The 24,406-nt window shown below is 49.1% G+C and carries 25 protein-coding genes; 15 read left to right on the top strand and 10 right to left on the bottom strand.

Features of this window, described 5'->3' with window-relative positions:
- Window positions 1-130: 130 nt before the first annotated feature.
- The 4 genes from OIN60_RS10825 (at window position 131) to OIN60_RS10810 (ending at window position 3,069) form a co-directional block, all read left to right on the top strand.
- Window positions 131-511 carry a winged helix-turn-helix transcriptional regulator gene (locus OIN60_RS10825; RefSeq protein ID WP_305754880.1) on the top strand — a complete coding sequence of 127 codons (381 nt, stop codon included), beginning with the start codon at window positions 131-133 and terminating at the stop codon, window positions 509-511.
- Between the two features lie 127 nt (window positions 512-638).
- A complete protein-coding gene (locus OIN60_RS10820; protein WP_305754879.1) occupies window positions 639-2,051 on the top strand; it encodes an FAD/NAD(P)-binding protein in 1,413 nt (470 codons plus the stop codon).
- Between the two features lie 177 nt (window positions 2,052-2,228).
- Window positions 2,229-2,723: a glutathione peroxidase gene (locus tag OIN60_RS10815; RefSeq protein WP_305754878.1), complete on the top strand. Its 495-nt coding sequence runs from the start codon at window positions 2,229-2,231 to the stop codon at window positions 2,721-2,723.
- A 40-nt stretch (window positions 2,724-2,763) separates the two neighbouring features.
- On the top strand, window positions 2,764-3,069 hold the full coding sequence (locus OIN60_RS10810) for an MGMT family protein (protein ID WP_305754877.1): 306 nt from the start codon (window positions 2,764-2,766) through the stop codon (window positions 3,067-3,069).
- Window positions 3,070-3,144: 75 nt separating this feature from the next.
- On the opposite strand, the gene OIN60_RS10805 is transcribed toward OIN60_RS10810, so the two are convergent.
- Window positions 3,145-4,461: an APC family permease gene (locus OIN60_RS10805; protein ID WP_305754876.1), complete on the bottom strand. Its 1,317-nt coding sequence runs from the start codon at window positions 4,459-4,461 to the stop codon at window positions 3,145-3,147.
- Between the two features lie 114 nt (window positions 4,462-4,575).
- Between OIN60_RS10805 and OIN60_RS10800 the strand changes: the two genes are divergently transcribed.
- Window positions 4,576-5,517 carry a LysR family transcriptional regulator gene (locus OIN60_RS10800; protein ID WP_305754875.1) on the top strand — a complete coding sequence of 314 codons (942 nt, stop codon included), beginning with the start codon at window positions 4,576-4,578 and terminating at the stop codon, window positions 5,515-5,517.
- 13 nt (window positions 5,518-5,530) lie between these two features.
- Here the strand turns inward: OIN60_RS10800 and OIN60_RS10795 are convergent, their stop codons facing one another.
- Complete coding sequence (locus OIN60_RS10795) at window positions 5,531-6,463, bottom strand: TIGR03943 family putative permease subunit (RefSeq protein ID WP_305754874.1); 933 nt, start codon at window positions 6,461-6,463, stop codon at window positions 5,531-5,533.
- 52 nt (window positions 6,464-6,515) lie between these two features.
- A complete protein-coding gene (locus OIN60_RS10790) occupies window positions 6,516-7,511 on the bottom strand; it encodes a permease (protein WP_305754873.1) in 996 nt (331 codons plus the stop codon).
- 144 nt (window positions 7,512-7,655) lie between these two features.
- On the opposite strand from OIN60_RS10790, the gene OIN60_RS10785 reads away from it, so the two are divergent.
- Entirely contained in the window at window positions 7,656-8,357 is a 702-nt protein-coding gene (locus OIN60_RS10785) for a nucleotidyltransferase domain-containing protein (RefSeq protein ID WP_305754872.1), read from the top strand.
- Between the two features lie 79 nt (window positions 8,358-8,436).
- Here the strand turns inward: OIN60_RS10785 and OIN60_RS10780 are convergent, their stop codons facing one another.
- Entirely contained in the window at window positions 8,437-8,733 is a 297-nt protein-coding gene (locus tag OIN60_RS10780; RefSeq protein WP_305754871.1) for a hypothetical protein, read from the bottom strand.
- 204 nt (window positions 8,734-8,937) lie between these two features.
- Here OIN60_RS10780 and OIN60_RS10775 point away from each other — a divergent pair, with 204 nt between their 5' ends.
- The 7 genes from OIN60_RS10775 to dctA all read left to right on the top strand — a co-directional run bounded on the left by OIN60_RS10775 (window position 8,938) and on the right by dctA (window position 16,345).
- Window positions 8,938-10,143 carry a GTP-binding protein gene (locus OIN60_RS10775; protein ID WP_305754870.1) on the top strand — a complete coding sequence of 402 codons (1,206 nt, stop codon included), beginning with the start codon at window positions 8,938-8,940 and terminating at the stop codon, window positions 10,141-10,143.
- A gap of 100 nt (window positions 10,144-10,243) precedes the next feature.
- Window positions 10,244-10,705, top strand: coding sequence for a Fur family transcriptional regulator (locus OIN60_RS10770; RefSeq protein WP_305754869.1), 462 nt, complete (start codon window positions 10,244-10,246; stop codon window positions 10,703-10,705).
- A 223-nt stretch (window positions 10,706-10,928) separates the two neighbouring features.
- Window positions 10,929-11,636, top strand: a complete 708-nt coding sequence (locus OIN60_RS10765) for a metal ABC transporter ATP-binding protein (RefSeq protein ID WP_305754868.1) — start codon at window positions 10,929-10,931, stop codon at window positions 11,634-11,636.
- Entirely contained in the window at window positions 11,582-12,475 is an 894-nt protein-coding gene (locus OIN60_RS10760) for a metal ABC transporter permease (RefSeq protein ID WP_305754867.1), read from the top strand. Before OIN60_RS10765 ends, OIN60_RS10760 begins: the two co-directional genes overlap by 55 nt.
- Before the next feature lie 58 nt (window positions 12,476-12,533).
- Window positions 12,534-13,553, top strand: a complete 1,020-nt coding sequence (locus OIN60_RS10755; RefSeq protein ID WP_305754866.1) for a metal ABC transporter substrate-binding protein — start codon at window positions 12,534-12,536, stop codon at window positions 13,551-13,553.
- A gap of 131 nt (window positions 13,554-13,684) precedes the next feature.
- Window positions 13,685-14,761 (top strand): site-2 protease family protein, encoded by a 1,077-nt coding sequence (locus OIN60_RS10750; protein WP_305754865.1) that lies wholly within the window; start codon window positions 13,685-13,687, stop codon window positions 14,759-14,761.
- A gap of 216 nt (window positions 14,762-14,977) precedes the next feature.
- Window positions 14,978-16,345 (top strand): C4-dicarboxylate transporter DctA, encoded by a 1,368-nt coding sequence (gene dctA / locus OIN60_RS10745; protein ID WP_305754864.1) that lies wholly within the window; start codon window positions 14,978-14,980, stop codon window positions 16,343-16,345.
- A gap of 278 nt (window positions 16,346-16,623) precedes the next feature.
- Here the strand turns inward: dctA and OIN60_RS10740 are convergent, their stop codons facing one another.
- A complete protein-coding gene (locus OIN60_RS10740; protein ID WP_305754863.1) occupies window positions 16,624-16,896 on the bottom strand; it encodes a hypothetical protein in 273 nt (90 codons plus the stop codon).
- Window positions 16,897-17,156: 260 nt separating this feature from the next.
- The gene (locus tag OIN60_RS10735; protein WP_305754862.1) at window positions 17,157-17,321 is read right to left on the bottom strand and encodes a hypothetical protein; all 165 of its coding nucleotides are present in this window, start codon (window positions 17,319-17,321) and stop codon (window positions 17,157-17,159) included.
- A 299-nt stretch (window positions 17,322-17,620) separates the two neighbouring features.
- On the opposite strand from OIN60_RS10735, the gene OIN60_RS10730 reads away from it, so the two are divergent.
- Window positions 17,621-19,576 carry a copper amine oxidase N-terminal domain-containing protein gene (locus OIN60_RS10730; protein WP_305754861.1) on the top strand — a complete coding sequence of 652 codons (1,956 nt, stop codon included), beginning with the start codon at window positions 17,621-17,623 and terminating at the stop codon, window positions 19,574-19,576.
- 77 nt (window positions 19,577-19,653) lie between these two features.
- On the opposite strand, the gene OIN60_RS10725 is transcribed toward OIN60_RS10730, so the two are convergent.
- Both OIN60_RS10725 and OIN60_RS10720 read right to left on the bottom strand, forming a co-directional pair.
- Window positions 19,654-19,938, bottom strand: a complete 285-nt coding sequence (locus OIN60_RS10725) for a DUF6171 family protein (protein WP_305754860.1) — start codon at window positions 19,936-19,938, stop codon at window positions 19,654-19,656.
- A 14-nt stretch (window positions 19,939-19,952) separates the two neighbouring features.
- Window positions 19,953-21,440: an alpha-N-arabinofuranosidase gene (locus OIN60_RS10720; protein WP_305754859.1), complete on the bottom strand. Its 1,488-nt coding sequence runs from the start codon at window positions 21,438-21,440 to the stop codon at window positions 19,953-19,955.
- A gap of 263 nt (window positions 21,441-21,703) precedes the next feature.
- Here OIN60_RS10720 and OIN60_RS10715 point away from each other — a divergent pair, with 263 nt between their 5' ends.
- The gene (locus OIN60_RS10715) at window positions 21,704-22,543 is read left to right on the top strand and encodes a sugar phosphate isomerase/epimerase family protein (RefSeq protein WP_305754858.1); all 840 of its coding nucleotides are present in this window, start codon (window positions 21,704-21,706) and stop codon (window positions 22,541-22,543) included.
- A 41-nt stretch (window positions 22,544-22,584) separates the two neighbouring features.
- Here the strand turns inward: OIN60_RS10715 and OIN60_RS10710 are convergent, their stop codons facing one another.
- Together OIN60_RS10710 and OIN60_RS10705 are read right to left on the bottom strand one after the other, a co-directional pair.
- A complete protein-coding gene (locus tag OIN60_RS10710) occupies window positions 22,585-23,076 on the bottom strand; it encodes a hypothetical protein (protein WP_305754857.1) in 492 nt (163 codons plus the stop codon).
- Between the two features lie 138 nt (window positions 23,077-23,214).
- Window positions 23,215-24,267: a lytic polysaccharide monooxygenase gene (locus tag OIN60_RS10705; protein ID WP_370872464.1), complete on the bottom strand. Its 1,053-nt coding sequence runs from the start codon at window positions 24,265-24,267 to the stop codon at window positions 23,215-23,217.
- Window positions 24,268-24,406: the final 139 nt, after the last annotated feature.

Genomic DNA, 24,406 nt, shown 5'->3' with positions numbered 1-24,406 from the left:
ATGCCGCCTGGGATAAAGATAGTACGTTAAACTGTACTATGTACGAAAATAAGTAGTACTATTTTAAATCAGGCTGCTTTGGTAAAGTAGAGATAAGTACTTGGATAGAGTCAAAATCAGGGGGGAGAATATGGACGCCGAGAACAATCCGTTGTATAGAAAACAGGGGATATTGACGACCTTGCAGGTCATAGGGGGCAAATGGAAGCCGCTCATCTTGTTTATTCTGCTGAAGGAAGGCACCAAACGGTTCGGTGAGTTAAAACGCCAGCTGCCCAATGTGACGCAGGGCATGCTTACGAATCAGCTGCGGGAGCTGGAGCGGGACGGACTCATCATTCGCAAAGTGTACCAAACCATCCCTCCAAAGGTCGAATACTCGCTATCCGAACATGGGACAACGTTGAGTTCTGTTTTGACCGATATGTGTGGATGGGGATTTAAGCATATTGATTTTATAAATAGCACTGGCACTACCGATAGTAAACGGGAAGTTGAAGAGCGAGTTTAACTGTTGAACCGAGAGGAGTAATCATGAAAATAGTTCCAATTACATAGATGAATTTTAATATTATAGCAATAAAATGATGTTATTATTAATTTGATCAACCACTATTTTATAGAAAAGAGGTCGAGAAATGGAAGCTTTCAGGTTAGCAATTGTTGGTGCGGGTCCGTCAGGTATTGTTGATGCTATCTCAGTCTGTAAAGTTTTAAAGGGTGAACATGTTGTGATAGATATCTATGATCCGGGGCTTCCATTTAGAGGACGATCCTTTAATACCGGTTCTGAAAGGATGCTGCTTAATACCAGCGTGGGTGTCAGTTTTATTGATCCTGAGGAGCCTGATGGCTTCGAGAGATTTCTTGTCCATGACCAAGGATTGCATGTGTCTACCGGTGATGTGGTTCCGAGGGATCTGGCCTCAGCTTTTTTAGAAAAAGAGCTGTCTGTCGCTAGAACGTATATATCTGGAGTGAATTTTATTTCTGACCGGGTCTATGATCTTTATGTTAACACCAAGGGTGGCAAGCCTTGCATTCACGTTAATGAAGAAATTACGGATTATGATGCTGTCATTATTTCAACAGGACTTCAATTTAAAAAGGATGTAGGCTTTCTGCAAGGAGAGAAAATTTTGCCTCCTTACCCGGCAAAAAACCTTACCGATATGGACAGGAGGGCATCTGTACTGATTTTGGGGAGCAAGCTATCGGCGGTAGACACGTTGGCGCATCTGGCTGGCTGCGAACATGAGGGGCGTATAGATATTTGCTCGACGAGTCAATTATTTCCTTCCGTACGGAAGCAGGTGATTAAACCAACGGAACGCAGCTTTCTTAATCATTATTTGATGAGATCAGGAAAGCTGCCCAATGATTATTCTCTCATTTCCTGCATGTTGGATATGCTTGACCAGCACTTCCTTGAACATGGTATGTATTTAACAGATTTCATTGCTCCCGGGGATCGAGATTCTGTTGCGCAATTAAATTATGAAATTCAACTATGTAATCAAAAACAGAATGTGTGGGAAGATATTTTAATGGATGTGATCGACGGCTTGAACACTGTCTGGCCGCGGCTGTCTCTGGACGATAAAAAGCGCTTTAACATTGAAGTCAACTCCTGGCTGGGGAGAATTGCTCATTCCATGCCCCTTCGTAATGCAAGGACTATCTCGGAACTGTTCAGCTCCGGCCAGCTCAGCATGATAAATGTTGATGATTTGTCAACGATAAATACAGATAACTATGATGTCATCATCAACACGACAGGTCTCCAGACGGCGGACACCGATTCGCTGCTGTCACACTTGGCAGGCAAACAATTGCTTCAATTTAATGGGCTTGGCGGCGTATCCATCAACACGAATAATCATCGCTTGCGTGAAGACCTGCCTATCTACGCCAATGGCTCTATTGTTCAGGGGGAAGTGTTTACGGCCAATTCTGTTTACTCAACCAGTTATGGCGCACAAAAAATAGCAGCAGACATAAATAGAGTATTCGATGAATATCATCGGCTGGCTAACGTGTTTCAGGATTAAACCGCATATTAGGCTCTATCGGCTTTTTGGCTGGCAGAGCCTTTTACATAAAAATCTTGATTTACTCGGGCTTAACGTCAAAAGAAATATGAACCAATTTCTAGTTTGGAAGACACGTGCTAGTATAGAAGGTGTTATACAAATTTCGCATCCGTGCAATCCGGGAGGACATTAATCATGAAGACGGTATATGATTTTGAAGCAAAAATGCCAAATGGTGAAACAAGATCATTAAAAGAATATGAAGGCAAAGTGTTAATTATAGTGAACACGGCAAGCAAATGCGGATTAACGCCGCAGTTTAAAGAATTACAGGAGCTATATGAAAAATATCAAGCAGAAGGTCTGGAGATACTTGGTTTCCCCTGTGATCAATTCAATAATCAGGAATTCAGCAATATAGAAGAAACCACTCAATTTTGCCAGCTGAATTATGGGGTGAAGTTTCCTGTTTTTGCGAAAATTGATGTGAATGGAGAGCACGCAGATCCGCTTTTTACATTTTTAAAAGAACAGAAAAAAGGAGTTCTTTCGAGCAGAATTAAATGGAATTTCACGAAATTCCTTGTCGATCGGAACGGAAAAGTTATAAAGCGTTATGCTCCGGCCACCGCTCCGGTAAAAATAGAAACGGATTTAAAAGCCTTGATTTCTTCTTCAAATCCCGAATAAAATGTTAAACAAAGCTTATTTGAACGGGAGGATTTCAAGCTTGACACCATTTACAGCCCGGGTCATTGAAGTGATTCAACAGATTCCGGAGGGAAAAGTGATGACATACGGACAGATCGCCAGAGAAGCGGGAAGCAGCCGTGCCGCGAGGCAGGTCGTGCGCATTCTTCATTCCATGAGCCGCAAGTATCGTCTGCCATGGCATCGTGTAGTCAACGCCAAAGGTGAAATTGCCGTCCAGGATGATGAATCGGCTGAGCTGCAATGTCTGTTTCTGCAGGCTGAAGGAGTTGAATTGCTGGGCAACCGGAGGATCGATCTGGAAGCATTTCAGCATCGCCCCTAATGGCGGCTCAATGGCCGATCAGGGGCGATGCTGATTGCTTAATACGATTAAGGCAGGGACATTGGACTGATCAACTTAAGCTTTTTTTCCTGTCGAGGGCTGATCAGACAGCGGTGTGCAGTGGATGCGGCCGCTTTTTTTGTGTCTGAGTAAAGCAGCAATCCAGTAGACTGCCAAAATGGCGCACGGATAGAGCATGGCCCAGCCGGTAAAAGGAAAGACGGCGGCTGTGCATAGAAATGAGATCCAGCTTACGGCCAGCGCCCGTCTGTCTTCTTTCAGCAGCCGTATTCCTGCGGCGCATCCGCACAAATAAGTCAGAATGAAAGCGGCGTTGGGTAACTGTATAAGTGTTGTTAGTGAAATTATTTTGCTGGCATACAGAAACATGATAAGCGTAAATGTAATGCCAAGGAAGATCAGACCGCCTGTAGGGGAATGGTGTTTGCCGGATAACCGACCCATCCATGCCGGAGCGTGACCTTCGCGGGCCAGGGAGTAAGCCACACGTGAAGCGGCACCGGTGTAAGCGATTATGGTTGCTGTACAGATAAAAATGCCCATGACGCCTGCAATCAAGGCTCCCCAGCGTCCCAACGGTACGCTGATCATATGGACCAGCGCCGTATCCGCACCGCTAAGGTAGCTTTGTGTCCCAACGGTAGCCAGCGCGGACAGAAAATAAAGGAAACCAACGATGACGGCAGCGATCATCACACCTTTTACGGCAGCCCGCTGCGGATTCTTGAATTCCTCCGACATATGCGAAACGGCTTCCCATCCGATAAAACACCAGAACAAGATGGCAGCAGACTGCCCGATGCTTACCCAGCCATGTGGAAGGAATGGCGTGAAATGTGATACTTCCATCTGGGGGACCGACACGGCGAATGCGAACAAAAGCACGGCTGCGATGCCGATCACAACGACCACCTGAATTCCTCCAGCCAGCTTCATGCCAACCCAGTTGGACAACAGGCCGGCGGCCAGAATCAGGAAAGCAATGAGAATTCGGGCACTGTCGCCCCAGCCGAGCGCAGCGGTCAAATAACCGGCACCGGTTAAGGCGGCGACAGGAGCCCCAATCGGTACGGACATCAGAAAAAACCAGCCGACAAGCGCTCCTGCACGGGGGCCGAAAGCAAGGGTGACAAAATGGGAGACTCCGCCTGCATTCGGGTACTTGGCCGACAGCAGGCCCATGGAGAGGGCCATCGGCAAAATAAGCAAAGTCATGAATCCCCAGGCAAGCAGAGAGGCAGGGCCGGCTATCTCCGCCGCCAGCCCGGGAACGATCAGAACGCCGGAGCCGATGACAGCTCCGATATACATTGCTACAGCCTGTGGAGTTCCTATCGTTTTTTGAAGCTGTTGAGAGCCGTTGGATTCCATAAATTTTTTCCTCTTTCCTTGAATTTGAACCCAGCTTAACAGATAATAGGTACATCGGAAAAACGGAAATATCAAATGATTTGCATCGGAATAATCGATGGGTAAGGAGGAGTTATGGAATCTCGACATTTATTTACATTTCTTGTGGTGGTAGAGGAAGGAAGCTTCACACGGGCAGCCCTGCGGCTCGATTATGCGCAATCCAGCATCACAGCCCAGGTTCAGGCGCTTGAAGCTGAGCTGGGTGCACCGTTATTTGACAGAATAGGTAAGAAGATTATGCTGACCGATGCGGGACGAAGACTTCTCCCCTATGCACAGGAAATTGCCAAAATGCATGCTTTGGCGAGAGATGCCGTGCATTCGGTTGCGGATGTTGGCGGTACGCTGATGATCGGGGCGCCAGAGTCACTGGCTGCGTTCCGTCTGCCTGCCGTGCTGCGGGAATACCGTGAGCGTTATCCGAACGTGAAAATTTCCCTCAAGCCAGGCTTATGCTGGGAGCTGAAGGATCTGGTCCGTGCTGGACAACTGGATATGGCTTTCCTGCTGCAGCCGGAATTGGAGGACAAAGACCTTCATATCGAGCTGCTGGTTGAAGAGGAGATGGCGCTGGTCGCCCCGCTTCATCATGCCCTTGCAGAGCTGGAGCACGTGGAGCCCGCCGATCTCAGAGAGGAAACCATTCTGCATACTGAAGCTGGCTGTACGTACCGGGCCCTCTTTGAGCAGCATCTGAACAGCCACGGAATCTTTCCGGACCCCAAGCTTGAATTCTGGAGCATTGAAGCCATAAAGCAATGTGTGATGACAGGGCTCGGTCTGTCGTTATTGCCACTCGTTACTGTACAGAATGAGCTGAAGGAAGGCAAGCTGCTGAGGCTGAACTGGGATGACCGCCCACAGCGTGTCTCCACACAGGTCGCATACCATACGAAGAAGTGGCAGTCGCCTGCATTAAGCGAGCTTCTGCGGATCGTATCGAAGCATGCGGCCGGGTGGCGCAAGAGGCCTATGCCAACAGCTGATTCCATTGTTCTGCATTTAGCCGAGTAAGTTGAATGGATGATTAGAGCCGGTCAAATATGGCCAAGGCATCCGCCTGTGTGTAAATATAAGGTGTTTCGGGTTCCTCTGTTGGCGTAATTTTGGCAGCGCGGATTTCCAGTCTCTCCACACCTTCATCTGCCGCCACATGCAGTGTTCCTTCCACCTTGACCCAGGAATCCTTGGCCAGCTTTGGCGCATGCTCTGCCTCCACCATAATGCCAAATGGGGTGGCGTCTGCGGGGCAGCACATGACCAGGAATCGGCCGATGGCAAAGAGCAGCCCATTTCCCATTTGCTCGTCTTTATATACAAACCCTGTAATGGATATGGGTTTGCCCTCAAACTCATGCTTATACAAATCAATAGCCCCGATCGTTTCCGAAAAAATCTTCTCTTGCACGACGATTTTCGGCTCCAAATATAATCGCTTGGCAAGCTCGGCAAACTCCACATTGTATTCATCCGGCGGCACGAATCTCGCGTCCAGCGACCTTAAAGCTGCTGCTTCCCCGTTCCCCGCTGCTGCCGCTTGCCCTATACCCTGTACGGAGCCATCCTGTTGCTTACGGCGAAGCTCCTGGCCGGGCAGGGTGTAGGACATGCCCTTCTTTGCGGCCATATCGCTGCCCAGGGACTTATCCGGCAGTAAGCCACCGAGCAACAGAGGCAGGACAAAGAGTCCGTAAACAAAGATTTTTTTGGATAATGTATCGGGAAGTGTATGCTCACAGTCGCACAGCTCCTCGGTGCGTCCTCCCACCCCGTGAAGTCCCATACTCAGAGCGATAAACAGCAAAGGAACAGGACAGCACAGCAGCAGGAGCTGCATATGTGGAGCCAGATAATAATGCAGCGCATCAGCCCGGTTCAGATGTATGATGTAGACGGCCAGGCCGGCAATCAGCAGCATGCGCAGCAAATAATGCATTCGTATGGAGAAGGAAGAATTCATCGTTTGTTCGCCTCCTTTTTTCTGAATTTCAGCAGCCGCATTCTTTAAATCATCATGGAACCATACTGTTCACCAGGACAGAGCCTATAAAAACAAGCACGATGATCACTACTCCAATCCCGATGACAAACGGGAGACGAAACGTGCTCCACAGCATCAGCGTACCTTTGAAGTCGAGCATAGGGCCAAGCACCAGAAACGAGATCAGCGGCCCGGCTGTAAAGGAATGGATAAACGACGAAGCGACAAAGGCATCGGAAGTAGAACAGAGCGACAGTACATAGGCAAAGCTCATCATAAAAGCATAAGAAAGCACAGGTCCACTGCCAATGGCCAGCAAATCGTCACGGTAAATGAAGGTCTGGATCGCTGCCGTCAGCAGACAGCCGATAATCAGGTATTTTCCCATATCGATCAGTTCATCTCCGGAATGAACAAAAAAGGTTTTCCAGGTTCGATGATGATGATTGAACGTTTGCGGTGCCGGAGCAGAAAAATGCTGCACAGGGCGCTTGAGCGGGTTGGTTTTGACAAAAACGTACACAAGGAGTCCAGTGATCACCGCTATTGTAAAGGAAAGTCCAAAGCGGGCCGCGACCATACCGGGATGACCCGGAAAAGCCATCACCGTGGCGGCGAACACAATGGGGTTAATGATCGGTCCGCTGAGCATAAAGGTGACGGCAATATACGTTGGCATGCCCTTTCGCATCAGGCGGCGCACGACGGGAATAAGCCCGCATTCACAAATGGGAAGCAATATGCCAAGCAGGACAGCAAACAGTACACCGGCAAATGGATTAGAGGGCATCAGGCGGCGCACCCATTGCTCGGACACAAACAATAACACCAGGGAGGACAGCAGTACGCCAGCCAGCATGAACGGCAGAGCCTCCAGAAATATACCAGTAAAAACCGTTTTTAATTGCTGCAGTGCACTGGATTGAAGCATGGACAGCCAATGCGGGCTGAAGATTACAATAACGGGAATAGCGAAGGCAGAGGAAAGGAACAAGGGCAGCAGCTTAAGAGGCATGGTTTTCGGCATCTTCCGTCTCCTTTTAGAACATGATCTTGGAAACATTGTATGCTTGTCCGCTTCAGAACAGAATATCTGGATATTCACCCATGCAACGAATCGGGGCTGATGAATATACTGAGCGGTAAAAGGGCTTGAAGAGGAGGTGTTGTTATGCGAAAAGAAGCACTTGAGGCGGCTAAAAGCCTAGTTCATCTGGATTTCCCCGATTGCTCTCTTGCCGTGCTGGGGGGAAGCGCGGTCAGGAAACAGGTCACGCTTTACTCAGATTTGGACATTGTCATCTATGACAATAGCAAGGAGCTTCCTTTTCGGAAAACCGTTGCTGCCTTTGGATGGGTTACAGAGCTGTTTATTCTCAATTCCACATCCTATCGGGAACTATTCGATGCGGGGATTAACGAAGGGAATCCCACACTGCAAAGAATTATAGCGGAGGGCGAGGTTATCCGGGCAGATGAAGACGGGCTTGAAGTGCTTGAGGAGGCCCGTGCTGACCTGGCTTACGGACCAATGCCATGGGGGGAATATGAACTGGATCACGCACGGTACGAGATCACGGAGCATATTCAGGATTTGAAGGGAAGCACGCAGCTCTGTGAGACCTGGTTTGTGGCGAGCAAGCTGAGCGAAGCGTTATGTAAGCTGATGCTTAGGGCGAACAATCAGTGGATCGGGGAAGGAAAACATTTAATCCGCAATCTGAGATTGTTCGATCCGGAGAAGGGAACAGCACTTGAGGCAGGCCTCGAAGAATTATACCGGAATGATTCCATGGAGCAGCTCATTGCGCTCACCCTTCAATGGCTCGAACCGTATGGCGGCCCCCTGCTTGAAGGCTTTGAAGTATACTGATTGACGTCTGCTTATCAGCCCAAAAAGCCCCGATTACCGGGACTTTTTTGTGCTATTCAAAGGAGAGTATTTTCGACAATCACCAGAAATATCCTGGATATCCGGGTGGTGTTCCATAGCCGTAAGGTGTGCCGTAGCCGTAAGGTGGATAGGAGCCAAAGGCATAAGGAGCAGTGCTGATAGCAAGCAGGTCAAAAAGCACGAGTGGCAGGATGGCAGAGGTTTTCACTTTTTTATTTGGATGGGTTACATAGATTTTGTTCCCGTTGATTCGTACAAGCCTGCCTTCGACCACGGTGCCGTCTTTTTTAAGAGCATACACTTGCTTGCCGATAAGTTTGCTGACATCGCTTCTGCGGACTGCCGCTTTTGACATATGAGTCACCTCCTCTATTGAATCGTTACCTTCTTTGGTAATGGTTTATCAAGTAACGGTATATTCTATGGATTACACCTACTCGGTGCCTGTATGTTGTCCTATATGAGAGCAAATAGACGCATTCCATACGGTTGACAATAGGGTGTAAAGGTGTTTAAATCAATCGTAATAATTACAATTTAAACACAAGGAGAAGTGATTATGACTGACCAAAAGGTGCCTGTTACTGTTTTAAGCGGTTATTTGGGCTCCGGAAAAACAACGGTATTGAATCATGTGCTGAACAACCGGGATGGCATGAAGGTAGCGGTTATTGTAAACGATATGAGCGAGCTGAATATTGACGCTCAACTGGTCAAGGGAGAAGCCAATTTGTCCCGTACTGAAGAAAAGCTGGTCGAGCTATCCAATGGCTGCATCTGCTGTACGCTCCGCGAAGACTTGCTTCTGGAGGTGAATAAGCTGGCGACAGAGGGGGAATTTGATTATATTCTGATTGAATCGACGGGGATCAGTGAGCCGGTGCCTGTTGCCCAGACCTTTACATATGCTGACGAGGGCTCGAACATCAACCTGTCGAATTTAGTCAGACTTGACTGTCTGGTTACGGTGGTGGATGCATATCGGTTCTGGCATGATTTTGCATCAGGGGAAAGTCTATTAGAACGGGGCGAAGCGGCTGGTGAAGAGGACACAAGAGATGTCGTAGATTTACTGATGGACCAGATTGAGACCTGTGATGTGCTGCTTCTTAACAAATGTGATCTGGTGGAAGAGAAAGAACTGAACAAGCTGGAGGAAATGATGCGGAAGCTTCAGCCGTCTGCCAAAATCATTCGCACGGTTAAAGGACAGGTAGAGCCCACCGAGATTTTGAATACAGGACTTTTTGATTTTGAGAAAGCCAGCATGGCCCCCGGCTGGATTCGGGAGCTGGGTAAAGACAACCATACTCCTGAAACAGACGAATACGGCATTAGTTCGTTCGTTTACCGCCGCAGAAGGCCGTTTCACCCGGAACGTCTGGCTGATTATCTCAGTGAGTGGCCTGTGGAGGTGGTGAGAGCCAAAGGTTTGATATGGGTTGCCATCGAACAGGATTGGGCAGCCAGCTTAAGCCAGGCCGGACCATCCATCCAATTCGGACCTGCCGGGGCCTGGTTGGCGTCCTTTCCGCCGGAGGAACAGGAAGAGGTCTTTCGTAATGATCCCGAGGTGAAGCTGACATGGGACGAGACATGGGGCGACCGATTGAGCGAATTTGTGATGATCGGGATTGGTATGGACCGTGAAGCCATTGAACACAATCTGGATGCCTGCTTGTTAACTGAAGAAGAAATGACCCTGAATTGGGCCACCTTTGATAACCCTTTGCCATGGCTTCCGCAAGAAGTATTTGAAGCTTAGGATAGCAATAAGTAATAATTACTGTTAAAATAAATATCGTCATAAGAGTTGCAGAAGCCGGCACCGTACAGTTTCTGCATAAGGGAAGGGACGATATGCCATGACAGAGCACAAGCACGAGCATAAACAAAGCCATGAAGCTACGGTTCAGGATATGATTCATATTATGACACAGCACGGCTGGCGCGTTACCGAACAACGGAAGAATCTTGCCGATATTTTTGCCGGAGCTGATGGTTATTTGTCACCTAAGGATGTCTATGATCAAATGACCGTCAAGTACCCCAATGTCAGCTTTGATACTGTGTACCGCAATTTGCGTCTGCTGAGCGAGATGGGTGCCTTGGAGCAGTTTTATTTTATGGACGGCGGCTTGAAGTTCCGTGCAAGCTGCACAGAGCACCATCATCATCACCTTATTTGCGTGAACTGTGAAAAGACGCTTACTTTTGATTATTGCCCTATGGAGCAGACTCTTCATCTTCCGGGTTCCTTCAAGATTATGAATCATCGGTTTGAAGTGTACGGGGTTTGTGAAGAGTGCCAGGAGCACAGGTCTTAAAAGAAGCTGCGCGGCCCGGCTTCTTTTTTTGCAGCCTGGTAGCCAGGCGGGTGTGGAGCATAAACGGGTTGACGCAACGTGTAAACGGATGGTAAACTGATTTGTACGTAAAAATTACATTTAACCGGATGGACATTATTTTTTTGTACACAGATCGTAATATTTACAGAAGTGTCCCGGTGTATACATGTAGAATGGAAGATTGGAAAGGAAGCGAATTCGTATGCTTTTGGCATCATTGCAGAATGTCGTGTTTGGTTATAACGATGTTCCTGGCCTTGAAGATGCAAGTATTGAGATTTATTCCGGCGAGTTTGTGGCCGTAACCGGACCGAACGGAGCATCCAAGTCCACGCTGCTCAAGCTGTTGTTGGGACTGCTTCAGCCTTGGAAGGGTGAGGTGTTCCGCTCCCCGGTGAATGCGGAGGGCAAGAAGCTGGTCATTGGATATGTATCACAGCAAATCGCAGCCTTTAACGGAGGATTCCCGAGCACGGTGTTGGAATTTGTCCGTTCAGGCCGTTATACGAAGGGATCATGGCTGCGGAAAATGACGGAGGAGGATCATAGGCAAACGGAGACGGCACTGCGTCAGGTTGGCATGTGGGGCTTGAGACAACGCCGGATCGGTGAGCTGTCGGGTGGACAGAAGCAGCGCATCTGTATCGCGCGGGCGCTTGCGCAGGACCCTGATTTGCTCATCATGGATGAGCCGACTACAGGCATGGATCAGCAAAGCCGTCAGGGCTTCTATGAATTGATGCATCACCAGGTGAAGGTTCATGGCAGAACCGTCGTCATGGTCACCCACGGACTTTCGGAGGTTCAGGGGTACCTGGATCGCATCATTGAGCTCGAAAGAAAGGAGGAGGGCGGATGGAAATGCTGCACTACGACTTCATGCAACGGGCATTTTATGCCGGTGGGATAATTGCTTTGCTGGCATCGGTGCTTGGAGTCTATCTCATGCTGCGCCGACAGGCGCTGATGGCGGACATGTTGTCCCATGTCTCGCTGGCCGGTGTGGCGGGTGGAGCATACCTGAAGCTGAATCCGACCTTGAGCGGTTTTGCGGTTGCGGTCCTAGGGGCCATCATCGTTGAATATGTGAGACGTTCCTATAAAACCTACAGCGAAATATCTGTCGCCATTATTATGGTAGGCGGGCTATCAACGGCGGTCATTCTGATGAGCCTTGACCAGAGCGTCAACAAGAGCTTTACGTCCTACTTGTTCGGATCGGTCGTGGCGGTGGATGCAACCGAGCTTAAATTGATGTTCTTTGTAGCCGTTTTGGCGGCGTTGTTTTTCTTTTTCTTTAGAAGACCGTTGTATCAGATTACATTTGATGAAGAAACGGCAAAAACGAACGGCTTGCCCGTGAACTGGATCTCGTTTGGGTTCAGCATTTTGACGGGGATGGTCGTCGCTGCTGCGATGCCGATTGTCGGCGTGCTGCTCGTATCCTCTCTGATCGTGCTGCCGGCGGCACTGGCTATCCGGATTGCCCCGAGCTTCACGACAGCTATTTTCCTAGCGATGGGGATCGGTCTGGTCGGTGTCTTCACAGGTCTCACCGCGTCCTATGAATTCAGCACACCGCCTGGGGGTACGATTGCCTTTGCTCTGCTGCTTCTGCTGATTGTGGGCACAGGCATTAAGCGGCTGGTGCGGAAGCTGGCTAAGCTCAAATCGGCGGGCAAGCCGGATGACCAGGCCAAGATTCATGAACATGCTACGAATTTCACTAAAGACGTACCTGAGCAGTAATGTTGGCTGTTTGAACGATATAGAAGGATTTAGAACGATATAGATAGGGGAGAGAGTATTGAACAAGTTTTTTGCAAAATCATGGTTGGTCAGTGCTGGACTTGTGCTTGCATTGGCAGGCTGCGGATCTGGCGCAGGCAGCACAAGCACAGGGGCGGGAAATGGTGCGGAGTCGGGCGCGGACGGTGACAAGCTGAATATTGTGACGACATTTTATCCCATGTATGAGTTCAGCAGACAGGTCGCCGGGGAACATGCCAACGTAACGGCACTGGTGCCTACCGGAACGGAGCCTCATGATTGGGAGCCAAGCGCCAAGGACATGGCACAGATCCAGGAGGCCGATGTATTTGTATACAACGGCATCGTGGAAACCTGGGTGGAAGACGCATTGGCCAGTACCGGCAATGATCAACGGATTGTTATAGAAGCTACGAGCGGTATAGATCTTACTGAAAGTGCAGAAGCGGAACATGAACATGAGGCAGAAGAGCACTCCCACGAAGGTGAGGAGCAGGCGCATGGGGAAGAAGAGGGCCATTCCCATGATTACGCCCAAGATCCACATGTGTGGCTGAGTCCCGTGCTTGCCCAGAAGGAAGTTAAAGCGATAGAGCAGGCTCTGATTAAGGCGGATCCCGCCAACCAGGCTGACTATGAAGCAAATGCGAATGCCTATATCGCCAAGCTTCAGGAGCTGGATACGGCTTACAGAAACGGCCTTGCTAATGTCAAGAACAAGGAGCTTGTCACTCAGCATGCCGCATTTGCCTATCTTGCACATGAATATGGTCTGACACAGGTGCCGATCTCCGGCCTGTCCCCTGATCAGGAGCCGTCCCCGGATCAAATGGCCGAGATCGTACAGTTTGCCAAAGAGCACGGGGTGAAGACGATTTTCTTCGAAACGCTAGTCGATCCCAAAGTAGCCCAGACGATTGCCGGGGAGATCGGAGCCAAGACCGCTGTGCTGAACCCGCTGGAAGGGCTGACTGAGGATGATATCAAGAATAATCGTGATTATATCGCGGTCATGCAGGAGAATCTAAAGGCACTGACTACAGCATTGAATGAATAATGAGGTCCAGACTAAGCTTGCCGTTTATGTATACGGCGGCTTTTTTTCTTTATTTAGTTTATCTTATGGGGCAACTGCTTGTAAAATAGTGAAGTGTGATCTCATGATGAATTCAAATTCAGGAAGGATTGATGGTACTGAAGCAGGAAGAAAGCAAGAAATCTTCGTCCATTTGGTCCTGGGGTGCTGTAATCGTGCTCCTTCTGGCCAAAGGGAAGTCTTTGTTGGCTTTGCTGAAGCTGGGGAAATTCGGCGGTGCGCTGCTTTCTATGGCGGCTTCCATCGGTGCATATGCCTTGATCTACCCATGGTCATTTGCGATCGGGTTTGTCCTGCTACTGTTTGTTCATGAATTGGGGCATGTTATTGCCGCAAAACGGAAGGGGCTACCGGTTAGTGCACCTGTCTTCATTCCGTTCTTAGGTGCATTGATTGCATTGAAGAAGCATCCGCAGGATGCAGTTACAGAGGCTTATATGGCTTTTGGTGGGCCACTGCTTGGGACGGTTGGTTCGACAGCCGTTTTCGTCGCTGCTTATATAACGGATAGTCCGCTATTATATGCGTTATCCTATGTAGGCTTTTTCCTCAACCTGATTAATCTGCTTCCGATTCATCCTCTCGATGGCGGACGCATTGCCACTGCGGTTACCCGCTGGTTATGGGTGGTCGGTCTGGTTGGGGGACTGGTTGTCATTATTTATTTGAAATCCTTTGTGTTCTTTATTATTTGGGGCATGTTCGCCTTTGATTTGTACAAAAAATACATTCGGCGCCGTCCGAACGAACAAAGTGAAATCGAAACCGACAGCTTTTTGCTTCCGGTAGAGCATTTGAAGGAACAGGGGATGCTTATTCCCGGACCGGAACACCGGCGGGAGCTGCCTTACATGACATATAGTGACCGGGAAGGAAGACAGTACGTTAAAGTGCTGTGGGAAAGCATGGATTTTGAGGGCACTCTTGCGTTGCCTCGGCAGGGGATCATAGAGCGGGTCCATGTGTATAAAATTGAGCCCCTGGAAGCGGAGAGTGGTCTTCATTTAAGAATCCATGTGGCTGTTGACTATGCTGTGTTCGAAAATGACAGCTATTATGAAGTGCCTCTGGCGTCCCGCTTGAAGTTTGGTCTTGGGTATGTAGGGCTTGCTTTATTTCTGGGCGGGATGATGTATCTTGTCCATAAGGTGGGGAATGTGGCGATCTAGAGAATGATCATAATTTTGTCCTAAAGGTGGATGTTGTGTCATTTTTATTGACGTAACATTCGTCTTTTTCCGTTTTCGCATCTAAATTTGGTTTCTCAACTTGTATGAATTCACAAAATTAAAGATATTTCATTGTTGTCTTCTGATCCTGGATGGTATAAAAAGTTACACGTGAACAGTACGTTAATCCATCCGACGCAAGGGAGAGATCGTTTAATGTCTTTTGTGAAATCACTTTTTTTTCAAATCATCATCGCCGTGGTGATTGGCATCACCGTTGGTGTGCTGTGGCCTGATCTGGGCAGTATGCTGCAGCCGCTTGGAACCGGGTTCATCAAGCTCATCAAAATGGTCATTGCACCGCTGATTTTCCTGGTGATTGTCACGGGAATCGCTAAAATCGGAGACATTAAATCGGTAGGGCGGATTGGCATGAAGGCGATCATCTGGTTTGAAATTGCAACCACTATCGCGCTGGTGCTCGGTTTAACGGCGGCTAATCTGTTTCGCCCTGGAGCAGACATGAATATTGATCCGTCCACACTGGATGCAAACGGCATTGAAGCCAAGACAAATGGGTCCCATCTGCCTGGTGTGGTCGAGTTCATTCTGAACATCATTCCTACCAGCGTTGTGGATGCTTTTGCCCAGAATGCATTGCTGCAGGTGCTTCTGTTCGCCTGCCTGTTCGGGGTAGCACTTTCTGCAACAGAGCACAAGGCGAAGGAGAATGTCCTGACCCTGATCGAACAAGTGCTGGGCATCGTTTTCCGCATTATCGGTTATGTCATGAAGCTCGCCCCGATCGGAGCTTTTGGAGCGATGGCCTACACGGTGGGAGCCTACGGTGTAGCTACGCTGTCCTCGTTCGGTATGCTCATCCTGGCCTGTTATGGTGCAGCACTGCTATTTTTGGTCCTGCTGGCGCTGGCAGCGTGGTGGATTACTGGCCTGAACTTTCTACAGTTTGTGAGATATACACGCGCTGAAATCATGCTGGCTATCGGCACCGCATCTTCGGAGGTGGTCATGCCGCGGATGATGGATAAACTGACCAAGGCAGGCTGCGACCGTGCTGTTGTGGGGCTGGTTGTACCCACCGGGTATTCGTTCAATCTGGACGGGGCATCCATCTATCTGTCGCTTGCTACCGTGTTCCTTGCGCAGGCGGTTGGCATTGAACTGACTTTAGGGCAGGAAATTACGATGCTGCTGGTGTTGATGCTTAGCTCCAAGGGCATGGCTGGGGTTCCGGGTTCAGCCTTTCTGGCCTTGTCCGCCACGGCGGCTGCCCTCAACGCTTTCCCGGTAGCTGTAGTCGCGCTGCTGCTCGGCGCAGACCGGTTTATGGATACGATGCGAGTCTTCACTAATCTAATGGGGAACTGTGTAGCCGCTTTTGTTGTAGCAAAATGGGAGGGGCTGCTCGATCAGAAGCGTATGCGCGGGGTATTGTCTGGTGAGATTAGTGAGCAAGACTTGGAGAGAGAAGATGCTGAACGAAAGCTCGCCGCATCTCTTCCATCTGTCTCACTTGAACACGGCCAGGTGGCGGTGCCAATAGAACCGCTGCGTTCCAATTAGGTTCCGATCCATACCTGGGAGAAATCAAACCCAAGTAGTCCATTTGCAACGGATGAGCGGATAGAAGGATATAAATCGTATGATGCAATAGATGTTAGAAAGGCAGGAACAGCTATTGATTATGGTCAGATGACTACCATAATTGAGCTGTTCTTTTGTTATCATCGTCATCTTAAGCCTAGATGCTGCTCAGGATTTAGGGAACTTGTCCAAGAAATAGAAGCTAAGCTTCAGAGTGTGGAGGTTGTTGGTTTTAGAATAGTGTGCTTCTCTAAAAATCAACTTTTATTCATAGCATCGAAAAAATCACGAAGTGAGGTAGCATCCAGTTTGGACAAAAGATGATCCAGTTTGCCGTGCCGTCGTAAGGAGCCGCTTAGTACGATTTCCAGTTGCTGATCCTTATCCACCAGGATGGACTCCACAATTAAAGCATTGGAAAGCAGACCGGCGATGACCGCAATTTGCTGAGGGGTTAATTGGGATAGAGGAGGAGGGCTCTGGCGCACAGCAGCCTTTTTTTTGGCTCTGCCATTTTTCTGATTAGCCATTACGCTTCCCTCCTACGTGCGCTAGGTCATTATGATAGGATAATGGTGTCAGAATTACTGGGTGTAAGTTTCCCAAATCCGAAGATAAATGCCAAAGAGACGATGATAAATACGATAAGGTTGATGTTCCGGGCAGAATGATTCATCATATACTCCTCCTTCATCTCAGCATGAGTTAGAGAGGCTTCATCTACATTCATCATATGAAATGCATGGGCAAAGGTGAATAGGAGCAGGCAATGAAAGCTATGCAATTGCCATTATAGTAAATGCTCCTGATTGCGCAGCGAAAGATGAAAATAGATGCTGCTGATCAAATCTATATCATTGTTCCGCTTGGCCTCCTGAATCCGCTGCCTCTTCTCCTGGTCAGTACCTCTTAAAAATTGGGTCATCCACAATGATGTATACGCTCTGTCGGTCATCTTAAGCCCTCCCCGGAAAACGATTATTAGTATAATTATATATGTCCAACCTTAATGAAAAATGTCGCTAAGCTTAAAATTCACTTAATTTGGGTGAATAATAGTAAATTCATGCTCGAAAGCGGGCTATATATCCTGCCTATGATTTTGCGAAGCTGCTTGGAATGATGTGAAGCCAGCGTAGGCTATTGCTATATAAGAAAATAAAGGAAATGTGAAGGGTTTTCTAGTATAATTAGGAGGGTCTTTTTTCCTATGTTCAGAGAATCATATTTTACATTCATAAAAGGGGAGCACTTATGAAACAAGCAGCAGCAATTCTTGCCGTTTCTTTGCTATTTGCGGCAGCGGCACCTATGACGGCAGTACCTGTATCAGCGGGTCAGGCTGCGGTCAGCAACACATGGAAAACCGCCCAAATAGCCGATGTCATTGACCGCAGCAACTATATTCTTGATGATGGCTCCTTATGGACCACCAGCGTTGACGGTCCTGTGCTGCAGCACTTAAATTTGGAGGGAATTACGGCGGGCAAGGGTTCCAGCCACTATGGCTGGACAAAGAATGGTCAATCCTTATCCTGGAGCACGGCGACCGGTGAAGCTGTGATACCTGCGCAATCTGCCGGGATTTCCGAGATTTCCGGAGAAGGTCTGACGATTAAAAAGAATGGATCGGTGCTCGTTGGCGGCCAAACCATTGACGGACTTTCCGGAGTAGTAGATGGAGACAAGCTGGAGGAGCAGTTTACGGTTATTACCGAATCGGGGGACATATATTATTCTTCAGGATACCAAGGTTCCAAGCCCCGAATCGTCGGTCATGTAGACAATGCCGTTGATATCCGGATGAATAGCGCATATGCCGCGGTGCTTCGACAGGATGGCCGTGTCGTTATGCTGGATCTGATGACAGATGAGGAGCCGGTGGAGGTAGGACAGGATATCCGCTCCATGCTTTGGAAGAAAGGCACACATACGCTGTATGCCGCTCACCAGGACGGTTCTGTTTGGACCTACGATCGAATGCAGGGCTACAAGCCAGTACAATTGAGCGGGATATCGGACGCAGTCAAGCTTGTAGATTCAGCTAATGAGCTTTTTGTACAGAGGGGAGATGGTTCCTGGATCGGTTATAAAAACGGGACTGGCACTGTCTTAAATGTGCCGGTACTGAGCGGAGTTTCCCTGATGAGCAGTGAGGTGAATGCGGCTGTAGGCGATACGATACGGCTGCAGGTGCATGAAACCTACTCCAATGGATATAAGCTGATTCGTGATCCGGAGGCAGGAGAAATTATGGTGGATCAGACGCAGGTGGCCGAGCTGCAGCAGTCTGGGACGCTGAAGGTACGCGGTATCGGAAGCACGTCCGTGAATCTTAACACCGGAGGCTTTTCTTCCGCCATTACATTGTCGGTTACGACCGGTGAACATCTTACCGGTGCGGCTATGCTGAACAATAAAGCGTATCTGCCTCTGCAATCTGTTTTCAAGACACTCGGCGGCTCGGTTGCGGCAGCAGGGCAGAAATTTACGGTGCAATTGGGCAAAGATACAATAGCTATGAAGAAAGGCAGCGCAGCAGCTACAGTCAACGGGAAACCAATTACACTGAAAGGTACCCTGCAGACGGTCAACGGGCAGACGGTATTTCCGGCAAGTTTGATCACTGATCTGAAAAAAGGAACCGTTCAATGGGATGCTAAGCTTCAACAGGCGGTATTGATTGTAGGCGGCTCCGAACTGGTTGTTGAATCTTCTCAAACTGCGAAGATCAAGAAGGCGATAGAGCTTGGAAGTCTGGTCAAGCTGATCGGCAAAAGCTATTGGGTGAATAATTATTATAATGCCGGGGAGCGTTTTGGCAAAGTCACCATCCAGGATATCGAGGTCAGCTCAGATGCCATGGGGGTAAGCTCCTTCAGCGTTGTGTTCCGGACACCGGGAGGCCAGATTTTCAAAACGCCTTCTCAGATCGGAGCCTCACGCATACCGGACATGCTGTCCGATTCGGATCAGTTCCTGACCTACGATCCCTACAAGAAATATAACTGGTCCTCATCCGTATGGAACAAAATTAAAAATAATGAAGTGGATTTTGGGATGAATACGACACAGGTAGAGTTCGCCTGGGGCCGTCCAACCGCGAAAAGTAATGAATCAGGTGTAGAAATATGGGTATACGGAGACAGATCTTTTTATTTTAAAGCCGCCATTTTTGAAGGCGGAAAGGTAACGGAAATTTGGTTGTAAGGGGAGTACAAAAAGGTCAAGAACAGGGATAAACTTGCTCCTGTGCTTGACCTTTTTGCTAAATCTGAGGGACAGCTTTACCAGCGGCTTCCTGCCGGTGCGGGGCAGGTTGAGGCCTGCAGCTTGGCCTTGATTTCCATCAGACAGCCGCACCAGCGGCAGGTGGTGCCCAATTGAAAAGCCTCGCACGCCCGGCAGGTCTGCATGCGCCGCTCATATTCTGCCTCTGTCGTCAGCTTAACGGAACGGATGCGGGCGACATGACCGAACAGCTTTTGAATCTCTTCCTCTGAGATATGAACCGTTGCAGTGCAGCCTTTACAGAAGTTATCTGCCTGTGAAGCACTGGGCAGCATGGACATGGATGCCATCCCCCTTATTGTACACTCAGCACAACGACGGATGCTGCCGGAAGCTTGATCACCCAGATACCGTCCTCCTGCCGGAAGTCTTGGAAATCTGCTGGGGTGACCTGTTCAGGCTCATCAAATGTATTATGGGCGTCCAGACTGGAGGCTTGCAGTATTTTGCCCGCGACAGCCCCCGCTTTCGTTCCGCGCAGCTCACAGCGCAGTTCAGCGGAATCGGCATGGTGCAGATTGCAAAGTGAAATGTGCATTGTGCCGCCTTCGTCTACCGAGGCGGATGCGCTGATCTGTTCAATGGATTCGCCGTTCATTTCATAACGTGGCGATTCCAGCACGAGATCGATCCGCTCCGCGCCTTGGTGAACCTTGAACATATCGAAAATATGATAGGTGGGGGTGAGCAGCATCCGGTTGCCTTCGGTCAGAATGACAGCCTGCAGCACATTGACCAGTTGCGCGATATTTGCCATCTGTACTCTGTCATTATGCTTGTGGAAAATGTTCAAGTTGACGGCAGCCACCAGCGCATCACGCAGCGTATTCTGCTGGTACAGGAAGCCGGGATTGGTGCCAGGCTCGACGTCATACCAGGTTCCCCATTCATCGACCATAAGGGCGACTTTTTTCTGCGGGTCGTATTTGGACATGATCGCATCATGCCGTTCGATTAATTCATCCATATAGATCGTTTGCTTGAACGTTTGAAACCATAACTGCTCATCGAACCCGGTTGCCGGGCCTTTATTGTTCCACTCACCGGTCTGGGTCGTATAATAGTGCAGGCTTAGGCCGTCCATCAGGCTCCCGGACTCGCGCATCAGCACCTCGGTCCAGTTGTAATCGGCGGTGTTGGGGCCGCATGCGATTTTGAATATTTTATTGGCACCGTAATTCCGGACATACGAGGAGTAGTGGCGGTACAGGTCCGAATAATACTCCGGCCGCATATTGCCGCCACAGCCCCAGTTCTCATTGCCGATGCCGAAATACTTCAAGGACCACGGCTCCTCGCGTCCATTGGTCTTGCGCCATTCCGTCATGGGCGACTCGCCTTCAAACGTTATGTATTCTACCCATTCGGCCATTTCACGGACGGTCCCACTGCCTACATTGCCTGCAATGTAAGGCTCTGTATCAATGAGCTCGCACAAACGAAGGAATTCATGTGTGCCAAAATGGTTGTTTTCCACGACACCGCCCCAATGAACATTTACAACCTTTTTACGCTGCTCATCAGGCCCTACACCGTCCTTCCAGAGATATGCGTCGGCAAAGCAGCCTCCTGGCCAACGCAGAACAGGGATTCGCAGGACACGCAGCGCTTCGATCACGTCATTGCGCATGCCCTCCGTATTCGGAATGGGGGAGTCATGTCCAACCCAGATCCCTTCATAAATACAGCGTCCGAGATGCTCGGCAAAATGGCCGTACAGATTGCGGTTGATCGTCCCTTTATTAACATCTGCATTAATGATAAGCTTGCCCAAATTACTCATCTCCTTTATTGGCGAATCTATAATGATTTAATGAAACGGTTGCACAATAATCCGCATCAATAATGTAATAAAATCATTTATTAATAATATAAATGCGAATTATATTCTTATCTTATCATTCCCAAGGCGATTTGCAATTAAAAAATAGCAGAAAAGCAACAAAAATCAGACTTTTGTAAGCGAATCCAACCATAAGGGCTGTTTTGAAGTTAAACTTGGGTTAGATTAGAAATTTGCATATTTCCACAGAGGAGATGATGAGCATGTCTGTTGGTGTACTGGCCCACTTATTCGGCAGCCTGCCTTACCGGGAGTTGGCCGCCAAAATCGGGAACGCTGGCTTCAGCCATATTCAATTGGCATTGTGGAAGGCGGTCAGCGATGTGGATTTTACGAAGGCCGGTCGATTGAGTCCGGGGCTTGTGATGGGAATGGCGGAGGAATTTCGCAAGCATGGTGTCACGGTATCCGTACTGGGCTGCTATCTGCATTTTTTTCACCGTGATCCCGTAGTGCTCCGTGAAAACAAGGAACGTTTTAAAGAACTGATCCGGTATGCGCATCTATTCGGAGCTCCAATGGTAGCGGCGGAGACGGGCACCCATCCGAACGGTGCATACCATGAGCTGGATTGGATTATTCTGCGTGAAACGGTAAAGGAACTGGCGGAAGAAGCAGAGAAGTGGGGCGTGTTTATCGGCCTGGAGGCTGCGAACGGTCATCTGGTCGGAACCGCCAGGGAGCTGAATGAGCTTCTGATCCGGGTGCCTTCCTCCCACATCGGCGTTGTGCTTGATCCGGGGAATCTGCTTCATGAGGGCAACATAGACAGACAGGATGAAGTTATCCGGGAAGCGTTCGACTTGCTTGGCTCACACATTATCGCCTGCCATGCCAAGGACCGTAAGCGGACAGAGGATGGACGGGTGATCACCGTAGCCCCGGGTTTGGGGGATATGAACTACCCGTTATACATGCGTCTTCTGCAGCAGTATAAACCGGAGGTGCATATGATCATGGAACAGGCGAGCGAGCAGGAAATGGCTGCGTGTAAGAGATTTATTGAAGAGACACGAGCTGAAGCGGTAAAGCTGGAGGTATAAATAAAAGAGCCCTTTCCATGTACGGAAGGGGCTGATTGGCTTTAAGAAGGGGAGAAGCCTTCCTCACGCAAATACTCTTCGGCTTCATCCAGGGTTTCGAATACCATTTCGAGGCTTTCACTTGCGTAAATATACCACATATCGTCCTCCTGCAGCAGATTCAACGTATGCCCTCCGGCATCGGCCCAAGTAGAGGCTTGTTCAGCAGCGCCTGAGACGGACGGATGTCCATCGGCTGTCGGTTTCAGACGATTCTGTCCCGAGAGAGAGCGAATCGAAGCGTGCACTATAGCTTTCAGCTCCTCAGCGGAGAAATCGCGGATATTCACCAATCCCTTGCTATCCGCCTTATAATCGGACAGGAGCGCTCCGTAAACGAAACCATTTCCATTGGGATGCAGGTGGTAGACGACCGTTTTTTTATCATACACGCTGTCCTCATAGTGGAAGTTAACCCGCCCGAGAGAGACGTCCCTGCGCTCCAGCTCAGGAAAGACCTCGAGAATGCTGATTTTTTGCTCAAACGTTAGCATAATACCTCCGGTAAACTTTGTCTTGTGCTGAACCGGATTATATCATAATCCCCGGACCTGTACCAATGAAAAGAGAGGATGAAGCATCCGGCAGGACGGGCTTCATCCTCTTCATGTGTGCATCTCAAAAACCTGATCTTAGACTTCTGTCCAAAGTGCCGGAGTTGTCGAAGGCTCCCATCCATCCAAAGAAGTGTGGGCTTGGCGGCATTGATACACGACCCCGTTATAAGTTACAAGATCATTTACATTGTAGGTTGTATTGGGCGCCCAATCTGGTGCTTCGGTGGAAGGGTCAGAGGTCGTGGCGGTTGCAGCATTGCTGGCAGCCGATTCATTGTCTGCGGCGTCAACTGCTTTGACTGTAAAGGTATACTGCGTATCTGCAGACAGTCCGGTGACGGTGTAACTTGTCAGGGTGCCCGCTACACTTCCCACAGGAGTAGTATCGCGGTAAATCGTATATCCTGTGACACCAACATTGTCGGTAGAGGCATTCCAGGCAAGTACTATAGAGGAGGAGGTTGCTGCAGTTGAGCGAAGATTGGAAGGGGCGGTTGGAGCTTGCGTATCTGATCCGCCGCCGGTACCGTCGTTGGACAGGTTCACGTCAATGGCTTGATAAAAGGCGTTGCCGGTATCCGCAATCTCCCACACGCCGAGAATCACATAATACCCGCTCCGGTCTGTCGGTACGTTGCAGGTATGAGACACACTGAATGCCGGACGGGCACCACCGTCATTGAAAGAGCAGAACAGCTCTAGATCGCTGCGGGCAATCGGCTTGTTGGAGTTCCAGCCTTTTTTCGTAATATAATACTTCCATTCCGTGGTGGCATGAGCAGCGGTGAGGGTCCAGTTAAAGGTGTTCGGACCACCGGTCATATTGACCTTGCTCCAGCGGTTTGCCGTTTGTTCGAACAGTTCAGGGAATATGCCGCCTCCCGTAATTTGTCCGTCAGCAGGACCGCCTGTGGGGAAATTGCCCTTGGCTTCTATGCTCTGAGGCTCATACTGTACCTGTCCGCAGTTCGTATTCACCTTTTGCTGGCACAGCAGCGCCCGGCTTGTCGGGGAGTTCACGTAACCATGAGCTGAAATAACACCAGAAGAGATCAGGACAAAAACCAACACGAAGACCGTCATCGTGACAGAGCGAAGCGTTTTATTCATTTTTGCTTTTCGGGTCATATGAATTTCCTCCTTTATTCTAGGATTTAGGATTGATTCCACTATATAAAGGTGAAAAGCTGAAAGAAAGGATAAATTTTAACTATCCAGGGGGAAAATTATAGGCTGGAGGAACGACGGGGTTGCGGAAAAAACAATG

It is taken from the genome of Paenibacillus zeirhizosphaerae, from assembly GCF_030705605.1.
Taxonomy (GTDB): domain Bacteria; phylum Bacillota; class Bacilli; order Paenibacillales; family Paenibacillaceae; genus Paenibacillus; species Paenibacillus zeirhizosphaerae.
The sequence above is the reverse complement of the archived record's forward strand: the minus strand, read 5'-3'. Positions and strand labels throughout refer to the sequence as shown.

Excerpts from the sequence above, each read along its gene's own strand:
- OIN60_RS10825 (WP_305754880.1), top strand. The coding sequence starts at position 131 with ATGGACGCCGAGAACAATCCGTTGTATAGAAAACAGGGGATATTGACG.
- OIN60_RS10820 (WP_305754879.1), top strand. The coding sequence starts at position 639 with ATGGAAGCTTTCAGGTTAGCAATTGTTGGTGCGGGTCCGTCAGGTATT.
- OIN60_RS10815 (WP_305754878.1), top strand. The coding sequence starts at position 2,229 with ATGAAGACGGTATATGATTTTGAAGCAAAAATGCCAAATGGTGAAACA.
- OIN60_RS10805 (WP_305754876.1), bottom strand. The coding sequence starts at position 4,461 with ATGGAATCCAACGGCTCTCAACAGCTTCAAAAAACGATAGGAACTCCA.
- OIN60_RS10800 (WP_305754875.1), top strand. The coding sequence starts at position 4,576 with ATGGAATCTCGACATTTATTTACATTTCTTGTGGTGGTAGAGGAAGGA.
- OIN60_RS10795 (WP_305754874.1), bottom strand. The coding sequence starts at position 6,463 with ATGAATTCTTCCTTCTCCATACGAATGCATTATTTGCTGCGCATGCTG.
- OIN60_RS10790 (WP_305754873.1), bottom strand. The coding sequence starts at position 7,511 with ATGCCGAAAACCATGCCTCTTAAGCTGCTGCCCTTGTTCCTTTCCTCT.
- OIN60_RS10785 (WP_305754872.1), top strand. The coding sequence starts at position 7,656 with ATGCGAAAAGAAGCACTTGAGGCGGCTAAAAGCCTAGTTCATCTGGAT.
- OIN60_RS10780 (WP_305754871.1), bottom strand. The coding sequence starts at position 8,733 with ATGTCAAAAGCGGCAGTCCGCAGAAGCGATGTCAGCAAACTTATCGGC.
- OIN60_RS10775 (WP_305754870.1), top strand. The coding sequence starts at position 8,938 with ATGACTGACCAAAAGGTGCCTGTTACTGTTTTAAGCGGTTATTTGGGC.
- OIN60_RS10770 (WP_305754869.1), top strand. The coding sequence starts at position 10,244 with ATGACAGAGCACAAGCACGAGCATAAACAAAGCCATGAAGCTACGGTT.
- OIN60_RS10765 (WP_305754868.1), top strand. The coding sequence starts at position 10,929 with ATGCTTTTGGCATCATTGCAGAATGTCGTGTTTGGTTATAACGATGTT.
- OIN60_RS10760 (WP_305754867.1), top strand. The coding sequence starts at position 11,582 with ATGGAAATGCTGCACTACGACTTCATGCAACGGGCATTTTATGCCGGT.
- OIN60_RS10750 (WP_305754865.1), top strand. The coding sequence starts at position 13,685 with ATGGTACTGAAGCAGGAAGAAAGCAAGAAATCTTCGTCCATTTGGTCC.
- dctA (WP_305754864.1), top strand. The coding sequence starts at position 14,978 with ATGTCTTTTGTGAAATCACTTTTTTTTCAAATCATCATCGCCGTGGTG.
- OIN60_RS10740 (WP_305754863.1), bottom strand. The coding sequence starts at position 16,896 with ATGGCTAATCAGAAAAATGGCAGAGCCAAAAAAAAGGCTGCTGTGCGC.
- OIN60_RS10735 (WP_305754862.1), bottom strand. The coding sequence starts at position 17,321 with ATGACCGACAGAGCGTATACATCATTGTGGATGACCCAATTTTTAAGA.
- OIN60_RS10730 (WP_305754861.1), top strand. The coding sequence starts at position 17,621 with ATGAAACAAGCAGCAGCAATTCTTGCCGTTTCTTTGCTATTTGCGGCA.
- OIN60_RS10725 (WP_305754860.1), bottom strand. The coding sequence starts at position 19,938 with ATGTCCATGCTGCCCAGTGCTTCACAGGCAGATAACTTCTGTAAAGGC.
- OIN60_RS10720 (WP_305754859.1), bottom strand. The coding sequence starts at position 21,440 with ATGAGTAATTTGGGCAAGCTTATCATTAATGCAGATGTTAATAAAGGG.
- OIN60_RS10715 (WP_305754858.1), top strand. The coding sequence starts at position 21,704 with ATGTCTGTTGGTGTACTGGCCCACTTATTCGGCAGCCTGCCTTACCGG.
- OIN60_RS10710 (WP_305754857.1), bottom strand. The coding sequence starts at position 23,076 with ATGCTAACGTTTGAGCAAAAAATCAGCATTCTCGAGGTCTTTCCTGAG.
- OIN60_RS10705 (WP_370872464.1), bottom strand. The coding sequence starts at position 24,267 with ATGACCCGAAAAGCAAAAATGAATAAAACGCTTCGCTCTGTCACGATG.